Source organism: bacterium (assembly GCA_035419245.1).
GTDB lineage: Bacteria > Zhuqueibacterota > Zhuqueibacteria > Residuimicrobiales > Residuimicrobiaceae > JAKPUX01.
Window position 1 is genome coordinate 122,650 of the sequence record DAOLSP010000009.1, and the last position, 17,392, is coordinate 140,041.

Annotated in this window: 10 protein-coding genes and 1 tRNA gene; 9 read left to right on the top strand and 2 right to left on the bottom strand. The window is 56.9% G+C overall.

All coding sequences use genetic code 11. The annotated features are described in order from the left end of the window. Window positions 1-225 precede the first annotated feature (225 nt). Window positions 226-873: a SagB/ThcOx family dehydrogenase gene (locus PLH32_11965; protein HQJ65321.1), complete on the top strand. Its 648-nt coding sequence runs from the start codon at window positions 226-228 to the stop codon at window positions 871-873. 38 nt (window positions 874-911) lie between these two features. Here PLH32_11965 and PLH32_11970 read toward each other — a convergent pair whose 3' ends face one another. After that, window positions 912-1,631 carry a hypothetical protein gene (locus PLH32_11970; GenBank protein ID HQJ65322.1) on the bottom strand — a complete coding sequence of 240 codons (720 nt, stop codon included), beginning with the start codon at window positions 1,629-1,631 and terminating at the stop codon, window positions 912-914. A 178-nt stretch (window positions 1,632-1,809) separates the two neighbouring features. Here PLH32_11970 and PLH32_11975 point away from each other — a divergent pair, with 178 nt between their 5' ends. Both PLH32_11975 and PLH32_11980 read left to right on the top strand, forming a co-directional pair. Then, entirely contained in the window at window positions 1,810-2,898 is a 1,089-nt protein-coding gene (locus PLH32_11975; protein HQJ65323.1) for a hypothetical protein, read from the top strand. A 52-nt stretch (window positions 2,899-2,950) separates the two neighbouring features. After that, window positions 2,951-5,296, top strand: a complete 2,346-nt coding sequence (locus tag PLH32_11980) for a beta-glucosidase (GenBank protein ID HQJ65324.1) — start codon at window positions 2,951-2,953, stop codon at window positions 5,294-5,296. Between the two features lie 71 nt (window positions 5,297-5,367). Here the strand turns inward: PLH32_11980 and PLH32_11985 are convergent, their stop codons facing one another. Continuing rightward, complete coding sequence (locus tag PLH32_11985) at window positions 5,368-6,006, bottom strand: hypothetical protein (protein HQJ65325.1); 639 nt, start codon at window positions 6,004-6,006, stop codon at window positions 5,368-5,370. Between the two features lie 244 nt (window positions 6,007-6,250). Between PLH32_11985 and PLH32_11990 the strand changes: the two genes are divergently transcribed. The 6 genes from PLH32_11990 to PLH32_12015 all read left to right on the top strand — a co-directional run bounded on the left by PLH32_11990 (window position 6,251) and on the right by PLH32_12015 (window position 17,343). Then, window positions 6,251-7,291, top strand: coding sequence for an efflux RND transporter periplasmic adaptor subunit (locus tag PLH32_11990; GenBank protein ID HQJ65326.1), 1,041 nt, complete (start codon window positions 6,251-6,253; stop codon window positions 7,289-7,291). A 16-nt stretch (window positions 7,292-7,307) separates the two neighbouring features. After that, window positions 7,308-10,400, top strand: a complete 3,093-nt coding sequence (locus PLH32_11995; protein HQJ65327.1) for an efflux RND transporter permease subunit — start codon at window positions 7,308-7,310, stop codon at window positions 10,398-10,400. After that, complete coding sequence (locus PLH32_12000) at window positions 10,397-11,758, top strand: TolC family protein (protein ID HQJ65328.1); 1,362 nt, start codon at window positions 10,397-10,399, stop codon at window positions 11,756-11,758. The genes PLH32_11995 and PLH32_12000 overlap by 4 nt, the downstream gene beginning before the upstream one ends. Before the next feature lie 338 nt (window positions 11,759-12,096). After that, a tRNA-Ile gene (locus PLH32_12005) sits at window positions 12,097-12,168 on the top strand. A 251-nt stretch (window positions 12,169-12,419) separates the two neighbouring features. Next, window positions 12,420-13,757 (top strand): FG-GAP-like repeat-containing protein, encoded by a 1,338-nt coding sequence (locus PLH32_12010; protein ID HQJ65329.1) that lies wholly within the window; start codon window positions 12,420-12,422, stop codon window positions 13,755-13,757. 328 nt (window positions 13,758-14,085) lie between these two features. Continuing rightward, window positions 14,086-17,343 (top strand): BACON domain-containing carbohydrate-binding protein, encoded by a 3,258-nt coding sequence (locus PLH32_12015; GenBank protein ID HQJ65330.1) that lies wholly within the window; start codon window positions 14,086-14,088, stop codon window positions 17,341-17,343. Window positions 17,344-17,392 lie beyond the last annotated feature (49 nt).

Genomic DNA, 17,392 nt, shown 5'->3' on the forward strand with positions numbered 1-17,392 from the left:
CGAAGATGGATCGGGGCGTCTAATGTACTGAAACCGGAGCCTTTTCGTCTGCAAATGGACCTTTATGAAGGTCAACTAGTGTAATATAATCAAATATCGCCCTCCTGTCAAATATATTTTGTCATTTTAATCACATTTGCCGGATAAATCCCGTAATAAAGCACTTGTAAATGACAAAGAGGATGAATATTTTTATTGTACCATGTATTGAAAAAGGAGGTTTTTATGAAATTACTCCGCTTTATTCCCGCAGTCTTACTCTCCATACTGGTTTCCTTGTCCTTCGGCCAGCAAGAGTCTCCCCTCATCAAAAAACTCCCCGCTCCCGACAGGACCGGCGGCAAACCGCTGATGCAGGCCCTCAACGAACGTCACTCCACGCGCAGCTTTAGCGAGCAGAAATTGCCCGAGCAGACCCTCTCGGACCTGCTCTGGGCGGCCTTTGGCGTCAACCGCGCCGACGGCCGGCGCACCGCCCCCTCCGCCCGCAACTGGCAGGAGATCAGCCTTTACCTGGCGATGGCCGACGGCGTCTACCTCTACGATGCCGCTGCGCACGCCCTGCAGCGGGTCAGCAGCGAGGATGTGCGCAAGTTGACCGGAATGCAGGATTTCGTCGTGAAAGCACCGCTCAACATCGTCTATGTAGCCGACACCCAAAAAGCTGGTGTCAAACCCGGCGATGACAGCGCCCTCTTCCTCGGGGCGGACTGCGGCTTTATCGCCGAAAACGTCTATTTGTACTGTGCCTCGGCGGGGTTGAATACCGTGGTGCGCGGCATGGTCGGGCGGGAAGCCCTGGCGGCGGCCCTGAAGCTCGAGCCGCACCAAAAAATCCTGCTTTCGCAGACGGTTGGCTTGCCCGCACAATAAGCGGCTCAGGGCGCGTGCGAAGCGGTATCGCCGCTTGTTCAGGAAGGCGTTTTCTCCTGCGGCTCCTGCACCTGAGGCGGATCCCATCCGACAACCGAGCCCGCCTTGACCCTGACCAGGTAGGGCGAAAGGGTGGCCCCGGGCAGAGTGCGCACGTGGTCTTCAAGCTTGATCACCCCCAGCCCGGTGCCGGCCCCGAGGGTGCAGTGCGAGCCAATCTCCACCAACCCGAAACGGAAACGGCCGCAGCCCTCATAGGCGTGGACGGTGAGGCGCGAAAAGGCGCCGATGAGGGTGTTGTCGCCGATGAAGATCAGCTCAGGCCGGAAATGATCGAGCCAGACGAAGATCATGATCTCTGTATTACGGCCGATATGCGCACCCATCCAGCGGTAAAAGCGGTTCTTGAAAGGCGACCCTTTGAGCAGCATCGACAGCGCCACCTGCAGGAAGAGCAGGACGCGGCGTCCCAGCGGTACGTTGAGCACGCGCCAATTGATGGCGTTCTTTTCTTCCGGCGCTCCCAATCCGCTGATGGTATAATGGTGCTTGATCGGGGTGAGAAAAGCTGCAAGATTCTGCCGGCCTTCAGCGGTGGCCGGATTCAAGGTGTTGACGTCGACGCCCTTCCCGCCCGAGCTCTTGCTGATAAAAACGGTCCGCCCTTTCTTGCGCCCGAGCTTGATGGCGCGCGCGATGAGTTCGGTGGTGACCATCTTCATCACCTCCTCCGGACTCTTGTCACGGTATCTTTTCATCCTGGTCCTCCCGACCTTTGCGTGGCATCGCAGAGATTCTGCCCACAAGATACGGAGCGGCCGGGCTAAAAGCAAGCTCCAGTATCCCTCTCTTCATATCGTGCAGCAAAACTGGCTGCCCGGCTGTACTTGTGGGGCATCACGTTGTTCTATCCGGTGGTCCCGTAAGGAGGAGAAAATGACCAGCTTCATTTCAATTCTCTGCCTGATTCTCGGCCTGCTGTCGTCAACAGAGGGTGCCACCCCCGTACCTCCGCAAAAACAGCCCGCTTCACCTGTCCCCGATCCGTTGATTTTTGTCCGGGTCAAGGAACCCAATGAGGGTGCCTTCACCCTGCTCATGCCCAAGGGCTGGATTTCGCAGGGCGGCATCTTTTACGTCGACCCCAATGCCACCAATGGCTATGCCAACTCGGTCGGGCCCAAGGGAAATTTCCTCGTTAAAAAGGATCAGGCCGGTACGGTGATGATTCACTGGCTACCGGATTACTGGTACTGCGATACCCGGTACAGCCCAGCGGGCCAGATGGGGCTTTTCCCGCAGGGCTCCTACTACAACGGCATGATGGTCGCCCCATGCCCGGGTGCCGCCGATTTTCTCCTCCGCTTCATATTCCCCCAGCTGCGTCCCGATGCGACCGGCTTTCAGGTGCTCTCCCGGGATCCCCTGCCCAAGGTGGTCGCCAAATACCGCCGTCAGGCCGTCGTGCCCGGAGCCTCCTATGATGCGGTGCGCCTGACTGTTCGCTACAGCCAGGGGGGCGTCCTTTACAAGGAGCAAATGTCCTGTGTCATCGAGAACCTGGGGCAGATTGCAGCCGGGATGTGGCAGAACAAGGAGACCGTTTGCGCCCGGGCCCCGCTGGCTGATTTTGCGGCTTGGGAAAAGGTCGGCTCGATGATCTACAACTCCGCCCGCTTTGATCCCCAATGGCTGGCGGCCGCAGCACGCGCTACGGCCGAGCGGACCCGCAACGCCCAAGCGACTCAGCGCTATCTCCAGGATGCAGACCGGCAGATCGTCGAACACCGTCAGCAGACCAACGCCGAGATCCGCCGTGAGGACTATCTCCTGATCACCGGCCAGGAGGATTATGTCAATCCCTATACCGGCGAGACCGAAATCCGCCCCGACGGCTGGAAATTCCACTGGGAGAATTCGAGCGGCGAAGTGATTGTCTCCAACCTCAATGACTATGATCCCAACCATGATGACGGCGTCCGGCTGGTCAAGGATTTCAAACGCAGCCAGGTGCGGCCGCGATGAAGCCAGACCAGAATGACGCCGTGCCCCGGTCCATTCCGAAAAAGGAGGTGCCATGTCCAGACGATGTGCAAGTATCGTGATATTACTCGCTGCATCTGTTTTGTTTTCACAAACCCCGCCCCAATTGGGCCAGGCGAGCCTCGATGAAGTCATCGCCGCCATGACCCCGGCGGAAAAGGTTCAGCTGCTCGTGGGCGGCGGAATGGCGGGCAATTTCGCCGGCGTCGCTGTCGGCAAGATCTACCATAACGTCCCCGGCGCGGCCGGCACCACCCAGCCGATCCCCCGCCTCGGGATCCCGGCCATTGTCCTGGCCGACGGCCCGGCCGGCCTGCGCATAGCCCCCCATCGCGACAAGGATGAGAAAACCTATTACTGCACCGCCTTTCCGGTGGCCACCATGCTGGCCTCCACCTTTGACGCCGGGCTGGTCGAGAAGGTCGGCGAGACCATGGGCAAGGAGGTGCTGGAATACGGCGTCGATGTCCTGCTCGGGCCGGCCCTCAATATCCATCGCAATCCCCTCTGCGGCCGCAATTTTGAGTATTACTCCGAAGACCCTCTCCTCACCGGCAAGATCGCGGCCGCCATGATCACCGGAGTCCAGAGCAATGGCGTCGGCACCTCCATCAAGCACTTCGCTGCCAATAATCAGGAGACGATGCGCACCGGCAACGACGCGCGTATGACCACGCGGGCACTGCGTGAGATCTATCTCAAGGGCTTCGAGATCGCGGTCCGCGACGCCCAGCCCTGGACGGTGATGAGCTCCTACAACCTGATCAACGGCACCTATACTTCACAAAGCCGGCCGCTGCTCACCGATATCCTGCGCGGGGAGTGGGGCTTCAAGGGCACTGTGATGAGCGACTGGTACGGCGGCAAGAGCGCCCCGGAACAGATCCAGGCGGGCAACGATCTGCTCATGCCCGGCCGCGCCGATCAGGCGATCGCCATTCTCTCCGCCCAAATCGAAAAGAAACTGGACGGTCAGGCGGTGGATACCTGCGTCCGTAAGGTGCTGCAGTTGATCCTCGAATCCCCGCGCTTCAGAAACTATGCCTTCTCCAATGCCCCGGATCTCAAGGCCCATGCCCTCGTCGCCCGTCAGGCGGCCGCGGATGGGATGGTTCTGCTCAAGAACAACAACACGTTGCCCCTGCCGCCGCAGGTGAAAACTATCGCCGCCTTCGGCAATACCTCCTACGATTTTATCTCGGGGGGGACCGGCAGTGGCGACGTCAACGAGGCCTACACGGTTTCTCTTGCCGAAGGCTTGACGGACGCAGGTTATACCCTCGACGGTGGCCTGAAAAAGAGCTACGAGACCTTTTTCCGGCTTGAGGAGGAGAAGAACAAACCGGACAAGAGCAATCCCCTGGCCGCCTTCATGCCGAAAAAACGGCCGGAGGAATTTGCGCCGGGGGCGGACTTGCTGGCAGCGACGGCTTCTGCGGCGGACATCGCCTTCATCACCATCGGGCGCACCTCGGGCGAGTTCGAGGACCGTAAACTCGAGGGCGATTTTCTCCTGACGGCAGCTGAGTCCGGACTGATCGCTGAGGTGACCCGTGCCTTTCACAAGGCGGGCAAGAAAACGGTCGTCATCCTCAATGTCGGCGGTGTGATCGAAACCGCCTCGTGGAAAGCCTTCCCGGACGCCATCCTGCTGGCCTGGCAGGGCGGACAGGAGGCGGGGCATGCCGTCGCCGATGTGCTCAGCGGTAAGGTCTCCCCCTCCGGCCGGCTGCCGATGACCTGGCCGATCCTCTATGACGATATCGCCTCATCGAAGAACTTTCCGGCACGGGTGACTCTGAGCCGGGAGGAGATGTGGGCGGATTTGATGGGGAAGGAGAAGGAGACCAAAGACCGCCGCAATATCGATTACACTCTTTACGAAGAGGATATCTACGTCGGCTATCGCTTTTTCGATACCTTCAAAAAGCCGGTTTCCTATCCCTTCGGGTACGGCCTCTCCTATACCACCTTTTCCTGCACCAGACCGGTGGTGGCCGCCGAGGCGCAGGGGTGGAAGATGACCTGCACGGTGAAGAATACCGGCAAGGCAGCAGGCAAGGAGGCGGTGCAGCTCTACGTCAGCGCCCCGGCCAAAACCCTAGCCAAACCGGCCCAGGAACTCAAGGCTTTTGCCAAGACGCGGCTGCTACAGCCCGGCGAATCGCAAGAGGTGACCTTCACCCTCTCTCCCTATGATCTGGCCTCTTTCGATCAAGTCCGTAGTGCCTGGGTAACCGAAGCCGGCTCCTACCGGCTTTTAATCGCTGCCTCCTCCCGCGATGTGCGGGCGACGGCAACCCTCCAGGTCGCCGCCGAGCAGATCGTCCGGGTCCATGACGTGATGCGCCCTGCTGAAAAAATCGCCACGATCCGCTGAAGCCTGTTTCGTGCACCGGCAAAAAAAAGCCCGCGGGAGCGCACTCCTGCGGGCTTTTATTAAAAACATTATCAGCGGAAGGTCACGCCGAAGCGGAAGGGGAAAAAGGAGGTTGCGTTGCCTTTCGTAAAGCCGGTTTTGAAGCCGATATCGGCGAAGAGGGTGGAGTGCTCCTCAATGGCGATATTCATGCCGATGCCAAGGCCGGCGCCGAGAGCCGTGGTACTGGCCCCCGGTTCGGTCCGATCCTTGCCGATCGGCCCATAATACCGGATCGCATCCTGCTGATAATGGAAGAGGCCCCCCTCCGCGAAGAGGTAAGGGACGAAACGGTTGTCCCCCTGTGGTGGAAATTTGGACTTGAAATGGAGGAAGAGGGTGCTGATGCCGGCATCGCCGCCGGTTGCGGACGATTCGATCTCCTCTTGATCGGTCAGTCCGAGGCTGCTGAAATACCCCTGAACGTCCAGGGAAAAACTGCTATAGCCGAATTCAAGGGTCAACTCGTTGCGCACCCCCAGTTCCTTGCCGATGCCGCCGCCGACAATAAATCCCGAGAGATGCGCGGTCTTGAAAAATTCCGGCGCAGCTGGGGAGGTGATGCCCATGACAATACGTCCGACGGGACGAAAGGGAAGGGCGGCGAAAGCCGCGTGGACCGCGAACAGGGTGCCGAGGAGCACAGCGGCTCCCGTTTTATGTGGGCTCATACATTCTCCTGGCTGATGATTTCTGATCCGATTCCCCGCAATCGGTTATAGAATAGCGATAATGGCTTAAAAAAGCAATCCAAAAAATGATTGCAGGAGGGTGGAGGAAATACTATATTCCACCGCTTCTATTCGAGAACGTCAAGAGCGCGATCCTCTCGAAACCGAATAGAGCGGACAAAGTGACATCGCGGCCGGGCTGATCGCGGATGGAATTTGAGATCAACTGGTAAAGAGGAAGGGAATGAAAAGAAGACGCGTACAGGCGGGCCTGCTGCTCGCCATGTTGGCGCTTGCCGGATGTGACGGACAATCCAGCAACGGCGTCCGGAACGTGCGGGCCGTCCGGGTCGAGGCGGCGCAGCCTGGAATCCGCAGCGTCCGCCAGGCGATGAGCTACAGTGGTACCATCGAGGCGGCCGAGTCGATTCCGCTCAGCTTCGCCACTGTGGGCACGGTCGCCCGCGTGCTGGTGGCCGAGGGCGATGCGGTGCGTAAGGGCCAGCTGCTCGCCGTGCTCAATGAAGAGAGCAGCCGAAATGGCTACGAGATGGCGCTCGCGACCTTGAAGCAGGCCGAAGATGCCCACGACCGTTTGCGGCCGATGTACGAAAGCGGCGGTCTGCCCGAGTTCAAATGGATCGAAGCGGAAACCAATCTGCAGAAAGCCCGTTCCGCGGCGGCCATCTCCAGGAAGAACCTCGACGACTGCCGCCTGATCGCGCCGGTCTCCGGGATGGTTGGCAGGCGGTCGATCGATCCGGGGATGGCCGCGCTGCCCAACCTTGCATCGATCACCCTGGTCCGGATCGAAAAGGTCTTTGCCAGAATTGCGGTCCCCGAGAATGAGATCGCCGGCGTCAGCAAGGGGCAGACGGCCCGAATCCGCGTAGGCGCTCTCAGCGAGGCTGAATTCAGCGGCCTGGTGGAGGAGATCGGCGTGGTCGCGGATCCCCTCGCCCACAGCTATGCCGTCCGCATCGGCTTTGCCAATCCAGGTCTGCAAGTCAAACCCGGAATGATCTGCAACGTCCTTCTTGCCGACAGCAGCCGCAGCCGCGTGCTGGTGCTTCCCGGCCGGGCGGTTCTGATTGACGAGTCGGGCCGGCACTATGTCTATGTGGCTGGTACGGACAATTTGGCCCGGCGTCGGGAAGTGATCCCCGGTGCGCTGCTGCAGGAGGGCATCGAAATCATCAGCGGGATCCATCCCGATGAATGGGTTGTGGTCGCTGGTCAGCATAAACTGGCCGATCAGATGCCTCTTGACATCAGCCGCCGCTGAGTTCTGGGGAGGCCTCATGACGAACGCGAAACGAACTCTGATCGGCTTTCTCTTGCGGTATCAGGAGGTGATTTTTCTGGTGGCCCTCCTCGCCATGCTTCTGGGCGTGGCGGCCCTTGTGCTGATGCCACGCGACGAGTATCCCCAGTTCCGCATGCCCCTCGGGATCATCGTCGGCGTCTATCCCGGCGCCTCCTCAGAAGAGGTCGAGACGCAGTTGACCGCCCGGGTGGAGCAGCATCTCTTTCAATACAAGACGGTCAACCGCGCCAAGACCTATTCTATTTCCCGCGAAGACGTGATGGTCGTCTACGTTTTCGTCGATGGATCGGAGGAAGAGCTGGCTGACTTTTGGTCCAAACTCCAGCATGGCCTCAATAGCCTGAAGGCGGAACTTCCCGCAGGGGTTCTTTCCCTGACCGCCGATAATGATTTCGGCAACACCTCGGCGCTCCTCCTTGCCGTACAATCGGAGACCAAGAGCTATAAAGAGCTCGAGATTTTTGTCAAACACTACGAAGAGGAGGTCCGCAGGATCCCCTCGATCTCGCGGATCAAGCATTTCGGCCTGCAGCGCGAGCAGATCAGCGTCTACCTCGAGGATGCCAAGCTGGCAAGCTACGGGATCAAACCCCTTCAGGTTCTCGCTGCCCTCAGGCCGCCCACCTCGGTCGCCTATGCCGGCGAGGTCAACGATGGCGAACTTACGCGGCCGATCCACATCGCCTCCTCCATGAGCAGCGAGAACGACGTCGCCAACCAGATCGTCTATTCAGATCCGGCCGGCACGATCTTGCGCGTCAAGGATGTCGCTCGGGTGGTGCGGGAATATGAGGAGCCCGATTCCTATATCCGGGTCAATGGCAATAAATGTCTGATCGTCTCGCTCGAGATGCAGCCGGGACGGAATATCGTCACCTTCGGCCGCGAGGTGAACAAGGTCACCTCCCGGTTTGCAGCCTCCTTGCCGCCGGACGTCCGGATCTATACCATCTCCAACATTCCCGATGTGGTCGCCCGGTCGATCGGCAATTTCCTCAAAGAGTTCGGCATCTCGATGCTCTCGGTCATCGCCGTCACCCTGTTGCTGCTGCCGGCGCGAGTGGCGCGCATCGCGGCGCTCTCGATCCCGGCCTCCATTTTCACCGCGCTGGGGATCATGTGGATCTGGGGACTCGATTTGCAGACGGTCTCGCTGGCCGGCCTGATCCTTGTGCTCGGCATCACCGTGGATGATGCCATGGTGGTCATCGATAACTATATCGAAAAGCTGGATCACGGAATGTCGCGTTTCGATGCGGGCTCAAAATCGGTGACAGAGCTCTTCAGCTCGGTCCTCTCGGCGACGCTGGTCATCATCTCCTGCTTCGTGCCCATGCCCTTTTTCATGTCCGGCACCGGCGAGGATTTTCTGCGCTCCCTGCCGGCGACGATCACCTTCGCCTTGCTGGCCTCACTGCTGGTGGCCGTCAGCCTTATTCCGCTGGTGAGCTATCATCTGATCCGGAGCGGCATCAAGGATCGCAAGACGCGGCGTGGCGGACGCACCTTTCTCGACCGCATGCAGTCTTTTTATGACCAGGTGGTCGATACGGCCTTCCGCCATAAAAAATGGGTCGTGGGGACCGGCCTGGTTTCGCTTCTGGCCGGCCTCGCCTTGCTCGCGACTATTCCGCAGCAGTCCTTTCCCAAGATCGAACGCAACCAGTTTGCGGTGGAGGTCTTTCTGCCGCCCGGCAGCTCCCTACAGCAAACCGACACCGTGTTGAAGGAACTCGAGACAACCCTTGCCGCCGATCCACGCATCGAACTGGTCACCTCTTTCGTCGGCGCCAGCTCGCCGCGGTTCCACAGCCTTTATTCGCCCAACTTTCCGGCCCGGCACTATGGCCAGATGGTCGTGTTGACCACCTCCAACGAGGCGACCATCCAGGTTCTGGATGAATACAGTGAAAAGCTCTATAACCGGTTTCCTCTGGCCGATATCAAATGGAAGCAGCTGGCTTTTGATATCCAGAAATCCCCTATCGAAGTGCGTCTTTCCGGCGACGACATCCCGGTGCTGAAAAAGACGGCGGAAAACGTGATGGAGATCATGCGGAGCCTCGAGGGGACCGAATTCATCCGCACCGATTATGGCCTACCCCTGCCGACTGCTGAGCTGATCCTCAAACGCGATGAAGCCGCCCGCCTGGGCTATTCCAATCCCCTGCTCGCCTATTCCTTGATGACCGGGACGGGCGGTTTTCCTGCAAGCACGGTGTGGGAAGGGGATTATCCCGTCACCGTAAAGGTCAAGGTCGACAAGAAGGTTAAATCCTCGCCGCAGGAGATCCTCGACCAACATGTGACCTCTCCCTACCTGGCCACGACTGTGCCCGTGCGCCAGATTGCCGATTTGAAGCCGGGCTGGAGCGAGGCCGAAATCGTCCGGCGCAACGGGGTGCGCACCCTGACGGTGCGCTGTGAAGTGGCGCGCCGCCTCTATCCCGCCGAGGTGTTTACCCGATTGAAACCGCGGGTCGACCGGCTGGCCCTACCGGAGGGGGTTTCGCTCGCCTATGGCGGCGACTATCAGGATACCCTGGAGAATATGACCCCCTTTTACTACTCGCTGGCGACCAGCATTGTCCTGATTTTTTTGATTTTGATGGTGCAATACAAGCGAGTCAAATCAGCCCTGCTGATCATGATGACACTGCCGTTGAGCGTCTTCGGAGCGGCTGTGGGCGTATTCCTGACCGGCTATCCCTTCGGGGTGACGGCGTTCGTCGGGGTGATCGGCCTGATGGGCATTGTAGTCCGCAATGGTGTCATCTTTGTGACCTACGCGGACGAGCTGCGCCATGAACAGGGTCTTGCTGCTGCCGAGGCGGCGATGGCAGCAGGCAAGCGCCGGATGCGGCCGATCTTTCTCACCTCGGCCGCTGCGGCAGTCGGCGTTATCCCGATGATCCTCAGCGGCTCCACCTTGTGGGGCCCGGCTGCTGCGGCCATCTGCTCCGGGCTCGTATTCGCGCTGGCGCTCTCGCTGCTGGTGTTGCCCGTGCTTTATTACTATTTTCATCGCAACGATGTGCACCCTGTTACAGAAAGTGCTGCCTCATGAAGAAAACGATGGTTCTTTCCTGCGCCGTCACGCTGATGGTTTTGAGCGCGGCCCACGGCCAGAAGACTCTCACCCTCGCCGAGAGTGTCCGCCTAGCCCTGGAAAAAAACAGCGACATCCGAAACAGCCGGTTGGAGATCGCAGCCGCCGACCAGGCCCGCGCTGCCGCCCTGACGCGCTACTTTCCCGATATCAGCGCCGGATGGCTCTATTTTGACGCCAGCAAGGCCCTGTTCGAGCTCCGCACCCCCGGCGGCAATCTCCCGGTCTACGACGGCAATCCCGTCAACCTCCTGCATCCCACCCAGTATGCCTACTTTCCCAGCAGCACCACCAGCATGCTGCAAAAGGGAGAGATCGGATATCTCGATATCCTGCTGCCCCTGTACACCGGCGGGCGGATCGTCAACGGCAACCGTCTGGCGGCGCTGGGCAAGGCCGCCGTCGAGGACAAAAGCGAACTGACCCGGGATGAGGTCGTGCTCTCCACCAGCGAACAATATTTTCGCATGCTTTCGCTCGACGAGAAGCGCGCGACCCTGAAGCACTACGAAGCCCTGCTCGATAACCTGCAGCTGCAGGTCGAGACCGCCTATGCCTCGGGCTTGGTGATGCGCAACGACCTGCTCAAGGTCAAGCTCAAACGCAGCGAGGTGCAGCTCAACCAATCCCGGCTGGAGCACGGCCGCAAGCTCGCCGCCATGTCGCTTTGCCAGTACATCGGCATCGCCTATGATTCGACGCTCTCGTTCCAGGATCAATGGCCGGCCGTAGAGGCCCCGGATCCCCTCTTCATCGATCCGCATCAGGCGCTCAGAGGGCGGAATGAATACCGTCTCCTCGAAAAATCGCTCCGGGCGGAAAAACTGCAAACGCGGATGAAGAGAGGCGCGCTGCTGCCGCAGGTGGGGATCGGCGCACGAACGATGGCCATCCATCTGGACCAGAGCGGCCGGCGGACGTTGGGCATTTTTTTCGGCTCCCTGTCGATCCCGATCTCGGACTGGATTGGCGGAATGGCCGAGCTGGAGGAGCGCCGTCTGCGCGAAAAGATCGCCGAAAATACCATGGAGAATCAGACCGGGTTACTGCTGCTGCAGTTGGAAAAGGCCTGGCAGGATCTGGCCGATGCGTATCAGCAGGTACTGCTGGCTGAAGAATCCCGGCTGCAGACCGGGGAAAACCTCAAGGTCAATGAGACCAGCTATCAGAACGGCCTGACCACGCTCTCCGACCTGCTCGAGGCGCAGGCCCTGCAGCAGCAGGCGCTCGATCAGCTGACCGAGACCAAGGCCGATTACCGGATCAAAAAATGCCGGTATCTGCAAATGACCGGGAGGTCCGGCGAAACCTATTGACCACCTGCGGAACGGATTGAGAACTCTCGCTATTCAGAGCTATCGGGAGAAGGGCAGATATTGCAGACGCGTATCAATCCGTCTGCAGCCTTTTGATCAGGGTGTGGTGCACTCGCTTCTTGATAGCCCTGGATGGACGCTTTTCATTTTGGAGAATAGGATGAAACAACTGTTTTTACGGGCATTTTCTCACCCCAAGTCTTCTCGTTGTAAAGGTTACCCCCGGCTGGGATTCGGCTTTTGGCGGGTATCAAGGTAAACTCGTTGCGGCAGCAGGGGAGTGGTTTTATAAATCCGCTTGAAAAAGTCAAAGCGAATGCTTATCTTTAAAGGTTCGCGGGCCTGTAGCTCAACGGCAGAGCAACGGACTCATAATCCGCAGGTTGTAGGTTCGAAACCTACCAGGCCCACAGATAAAAGCCTCACCGATATTTTGGCTGGAGGCTTTTTTTATTCGATTGCCCATAAGATTGTGCCTTGAATCCTTTTGTTGATGGACGCGTGCTGCTGCAGGACGGATTCAGCTCTTTCAAGTCACTGACCCTCAGGGAAATATGGTCCCGGTTGTTGGGAATATGCTTGATTCCGGCAGTACGAATGAGTAATTTACAAACAGGTCATCAAAGCCGATGACCAAAATATAGCTGGGGAAACCTGCACCGTGACACTACTTATCCCCTCTCACCAGGCGACCTGGGGGGATTACGACCGGGACGGCTGGGTCGATCTGCTGATCGCGAATACCGCGGAAGATCGCGCGAACATCCTTTATCATAACAATGGGGATGGTACCTTCAGCGATGTGACGTTTGCCGCAGGCATCAGCGGACCCGCTTACACGAGAGCGGCCATTTGGGGGGACTATAATAATGATTCCTGGCCCGATATCTATGTCCATGACATCCAAGAATCTGTATTATATACCAACAGCTGCGGCGGTCTCTTCTGGCATGCCAACCAGCCTTCAGCTTTGGATGGATTCAACGATGGTCTGGCTTGCGCCTGGCGCGATATCGATAATAACGGATTTCTGGATTTGACGCTCGGGGCGAGGGATGCCTCCATGCGTCTCCTGATCAACCAAAACGGCCTTTTTGATCTCGACCATAGTTTTTTTCCTGGGACTATTCCGCGGAACAACCGCGGCTCCACCTATTTCGATATCGACAACGACGGCTACCCGGATCTGTACAGTAAAGAACACTATGGCAAGGAATATCTTTTTAAAATCAGCAGCGGTACCAGGTTCATTGACATTACCGATGAGGCCGGATTTACTTCTGGAAGCAATGGCGGCAACGCCGTGTGCGCGGATATGGATAACAACGGCGACATGGATCTGGTTGCCGCGCAATTTGACCCCCATCGATTGTTTTATTACGAGAATGTCCTGGAGGTCATCAATCCTTCCAGTCATTGGCTGGATGTTGAATTGACCGGCACGCAAAGCAACCGGTCCGGTATCGGCACCAGAGTGATCGTGTTTGCCGGTGGTTCCCTGCAAATGCAGGAAAAAACCTGCAGTGAGAGTGGCATTACGCAAAGCACGCCTAGGCTGCACTTCGGTCTGAAGGACTATACCAACGTCGACAGCCTCATTCTCTATTGGCCTTCCGGCATCCGGCAAAAGGTCGGAGCCACGGGCGCAAACCAGATTGTGACTATCCTCGAAGATGGGCCGAATGTCGGTGTGGAATATAGCCGGAATCAGAATTCCAGTCCGGAGGCATTTACGCTGCGAAATTTCCCCAATCCGTTCAATCCGACCACCCGTATTAAATATACCCTTCCGTCAAAAAGTTATGTGTCATTAAAAATATTCAATTTGAAGGGAGAGTTGAAAAGGACTCTGGTGGAAGGTGAGGTGGGACCTGGTGACCAATCCGTGCAATGGGACGGATCGGACGAATCAGGGAGAATGGTACCCGCAGGAATTTACCTTTGCCAATTGAAAAGTGAATCATCTATTAAATCTATCCGAATGCTATTTCTTAAATAATGGTGTAGGGGGAAGAGCCACAGGCTATTAACCCACACCGTGGTGGATAGAACCTTTTATTAAAACAACACAAACTTCTTGTTTCGCATTGACTTTTAATTTATACTTAAGAGACCACAGAATGGCGCAATAAGGCCGGTCATCGCAGGAACGGAAAGGCATGATGTAAATATCCATGGGATAGATACATGATGCCTTTTTTGTACATCCAGAGGTTCTGTATATCCGGAATGTGCAATCGTATCGAGCAGGAGACTGGAAGAAAGATCACGGTTGGAAAGATATCCCGACCGAACGAAAAACAGCTCGAAAGAATGGAGGTGATTCCATGAACTCCCTAAAAGTACTTTCAGCATGCTGTTTCATCCTGGCTCTCACACCTGCGATATTGGCACAGGCAGACCTTTACTTTGGCCCCGCAGCTGGAAGTCAGACGTATTCTATCACTTCACCCGTCAGCTGGAGCGTCACGGATAATGCATCATGGCTTACGGTTTCACCGACCAGCGGCTCAGGTAACGCTGTGGTTACAGTAACCGTGACCGCCAACACGTCAACCAGCTCGCGCACCGGAATCATCACGATATCAGCTGGTGGTTATTCCGGGCAGGTTACCGTTAGGCAAGCTGGAGTGATCTTGTCCGCTTCACCAACGAGTCTGGCATTTGGCTCCGGTTCTGAGAGCAAGAGCATTGCACTCCAGGCCAATGTCAGCTGGAGCGTGAGCGATGACGCCGACTGGGTTACCGTTGCTCCAACCAGCGGCACAGGAGATGCCACCCTGACCGTAACCGTAGCTGCCAATGGCTCAGTCAACTTGCGAAGCGCAACCCTCACCCTGGCAGGAGGCGGCATCACTACAACCGTTTCATTGATGCAAGGCGGCGTAACCCTCACGGTATCGCCGACATACCTGAATTTTGGCACCCGCGCTGGCAGCTCGACCATTTCGATCCACACCAGCTATCCCTGGACCGTGAGTGATGACACGGCATGGTTGACAGTTTCACCCGCGAGTGGCGCCGGCGAGGCCACCGTAACAGTGACCGTGACGGACAATCCTTTAAACAGTTCGCGTATCGGGACGGTGACCGTGTCTGGTGGGGGCATCACTGTGAGTATCATGGTAACTCAGGATGGCATCGGGTTAGTGGTATCACCCATGAATGTGTTTTTGGCTGCTGGCTCGATAACCATCCCGGTTTTGGTCGAATGCAATATTGACTGGATCGTAACTTCATTCTCCCCGTGGATTTCCATAACACCGGCAAGCGGATCGGGCAACACTACGCTAACTGTTAATATAACTGCAAATACATCGACAAGTCCTCGAAGCGGAACGTTCGCCGTGTCGGCCTGGAGTATTATCAGGACCATTTCGATCACACAATCCGGAGCTGCCCCGATCCTGGATATATCTCCGGACAGCATATTCTTCGGGCCTTATGCTGGAGACAGCCCTATACTTGCGATCAACTCCAATACAACCTGGAGCGTGACGGACGATGCCATATGGCTGTCTATCTCGCCGGCCAGCGGTTCCGGCATTGCTACCGCGACAGTAAGTGTGTCTGCAAACACTCAGGAACTTACTCGATCCGGTACCATCATGGTCTCAGGAGGGGGCATAACCAGGTCCGCTGTGGTCCTGCAGGAAGCTCCCATTCTGACGGTATCATCAGACCATCTCGACATGGGCAGCAGCGCTCAAAGTAGTTCATTTTCTTTGATTTCCAACTTGAACTGGCATATCGTGGATGACGCTTCCTGGATCACCGTTTCGCCGGTAAGCTATATGGGAATGAATCCGACTACGGTAACCGTGACTGTATCGGCGAATGAAACAGGAAACGATCGCAGTGGCACGATAACGGTATCCGGCGGCGGGATAAGCCGGTCAATAACGGTTACACAGTTCCGCAATCTCTTTTTCACCGTATCGCCAGGGAGTCTTGCTTTTGGACCGGAAGCTGGCAGCCAGACATTGGATATCGCCTCGAACACCAATTGGAGTATTTATAGCGACGGCGAATGGATTACTGCATTACCGACAAGTGGTTCGGGCAGCCGTTCTGTGATGGTAGCCGTGACAGCCAACACGTCTACCCTGACACGCAAAGCAGCGCTTTATGCTAGCGGCATGATGGGAAGTGGTGTCAGCAGGAGGGAAGTAAGGATCCAGCAACAAGGAATGAAAATCGGTAACCAGTGCGCCGGATATGCCCTGGAGTATGACGGCAAAGATGATTATGTCGATTGCGGCAACGACAGCAGTCTTGCCTTTAAAACCGAGTTCACTCTGTGTGCCTGGATTTTCAGAAAATTCGATTCCGGCGATTGGGAAAGGATCCTGGCAAAATCTGATGACAGAGAGTACGATTACTGGCTGCAATTAAAACCCTATGAGCATTCAGCCAGCGGTGGCATTGTCCTGCAAGAAGGAGCCCAAACCAGACATCTGGACGGCATCCAGGGGACTCCGGTCCCGCTGAATCAATGGGTGCATATCGCTGTTGTCTATGATGGTAACAGGCTGTGCGCCTATAGGAACGGAGTCCAGGACAAAAGCCGGGCGATCTCAGGGCTGCTACGGACCTCCAGCAAACCGGTATTTATCGGCCGCCTGCAAAACAGTTATAATTTTACCGGATTGATCGATGAAGTGGCCCTTTGGAATCGTGCGCTATCCTTGCAGGAAATTCGCGAGAATATGCACTGCAAGTATCCTTCGGATACCGCCCATCTGCAAGCGCATTGGCACTTTGATGAAGGGGATGGCCCTACGGTGAAGGATCAGACGATTCATCAAAACCACGGGACCATTCATGGTGCGGCATGGCGCGTTTCCACCGTCCCTGTTTCGTCAGGAAAAAGTCAAACGATGATCGTTGATGCGGCTGGTCCGGTAAAATTCAAGGAGGCGAATCTTTGTCTGAAGGTGAACGACAAGAACAAAACCGATACCCTGGTTGTCAGCGAACTCACCTGCGTGCCGATGGGTCCTTCTCCGGTTGGGCTGATTTATTACGATTCAACCCAGTACTGGATTTTCGAGAAATATGGTCCCGGAACATTCAACGCCGATTTCACCTTCGCACTGTATAAAAAACTGCCAGGTCCTCATGATGAGAAACAGCGCCAATCTCTGGTACTGCTTCATCGTCCCGCCCAGGATGATGGCAATTGGACACCGTTGGCCCAGGCCGCTGCTGCAACCAGCGATTCTGTCACTTTCAGAGGCATTTCGGTCACAGGACAGTTTGCCATTGGTACCAGCCATCTCACCAAGGCTGAGGATGGCTTTGCCGAGGCCCTAAAGGGTTGGGAATTCGGCCTGGCAGGCAATTATCCCAATCCTTTCAATTCCTCCACGACCATAGAATTCAGGCTTGCGAAAGAGATGTTCGTCACCCTGAAGGTCTTTAATCTGAAGGGCCAGCCTGTCGCCACGCTCGTGGAGCAGCAGCTTGCGGCTGGGATTCATAGGTCGAAATGGGATTCCGGCGCCTTGGCAAGTGGCATTTATGTCTACCGGCTGCAAGCGGGTGCGTGTTCGAAAAGCAAGAAACTCATTATCATGCGATAGTATCAAATGACCATAGGAGGGATTAAGGGGAAGGTTTTTCAAGGCATTA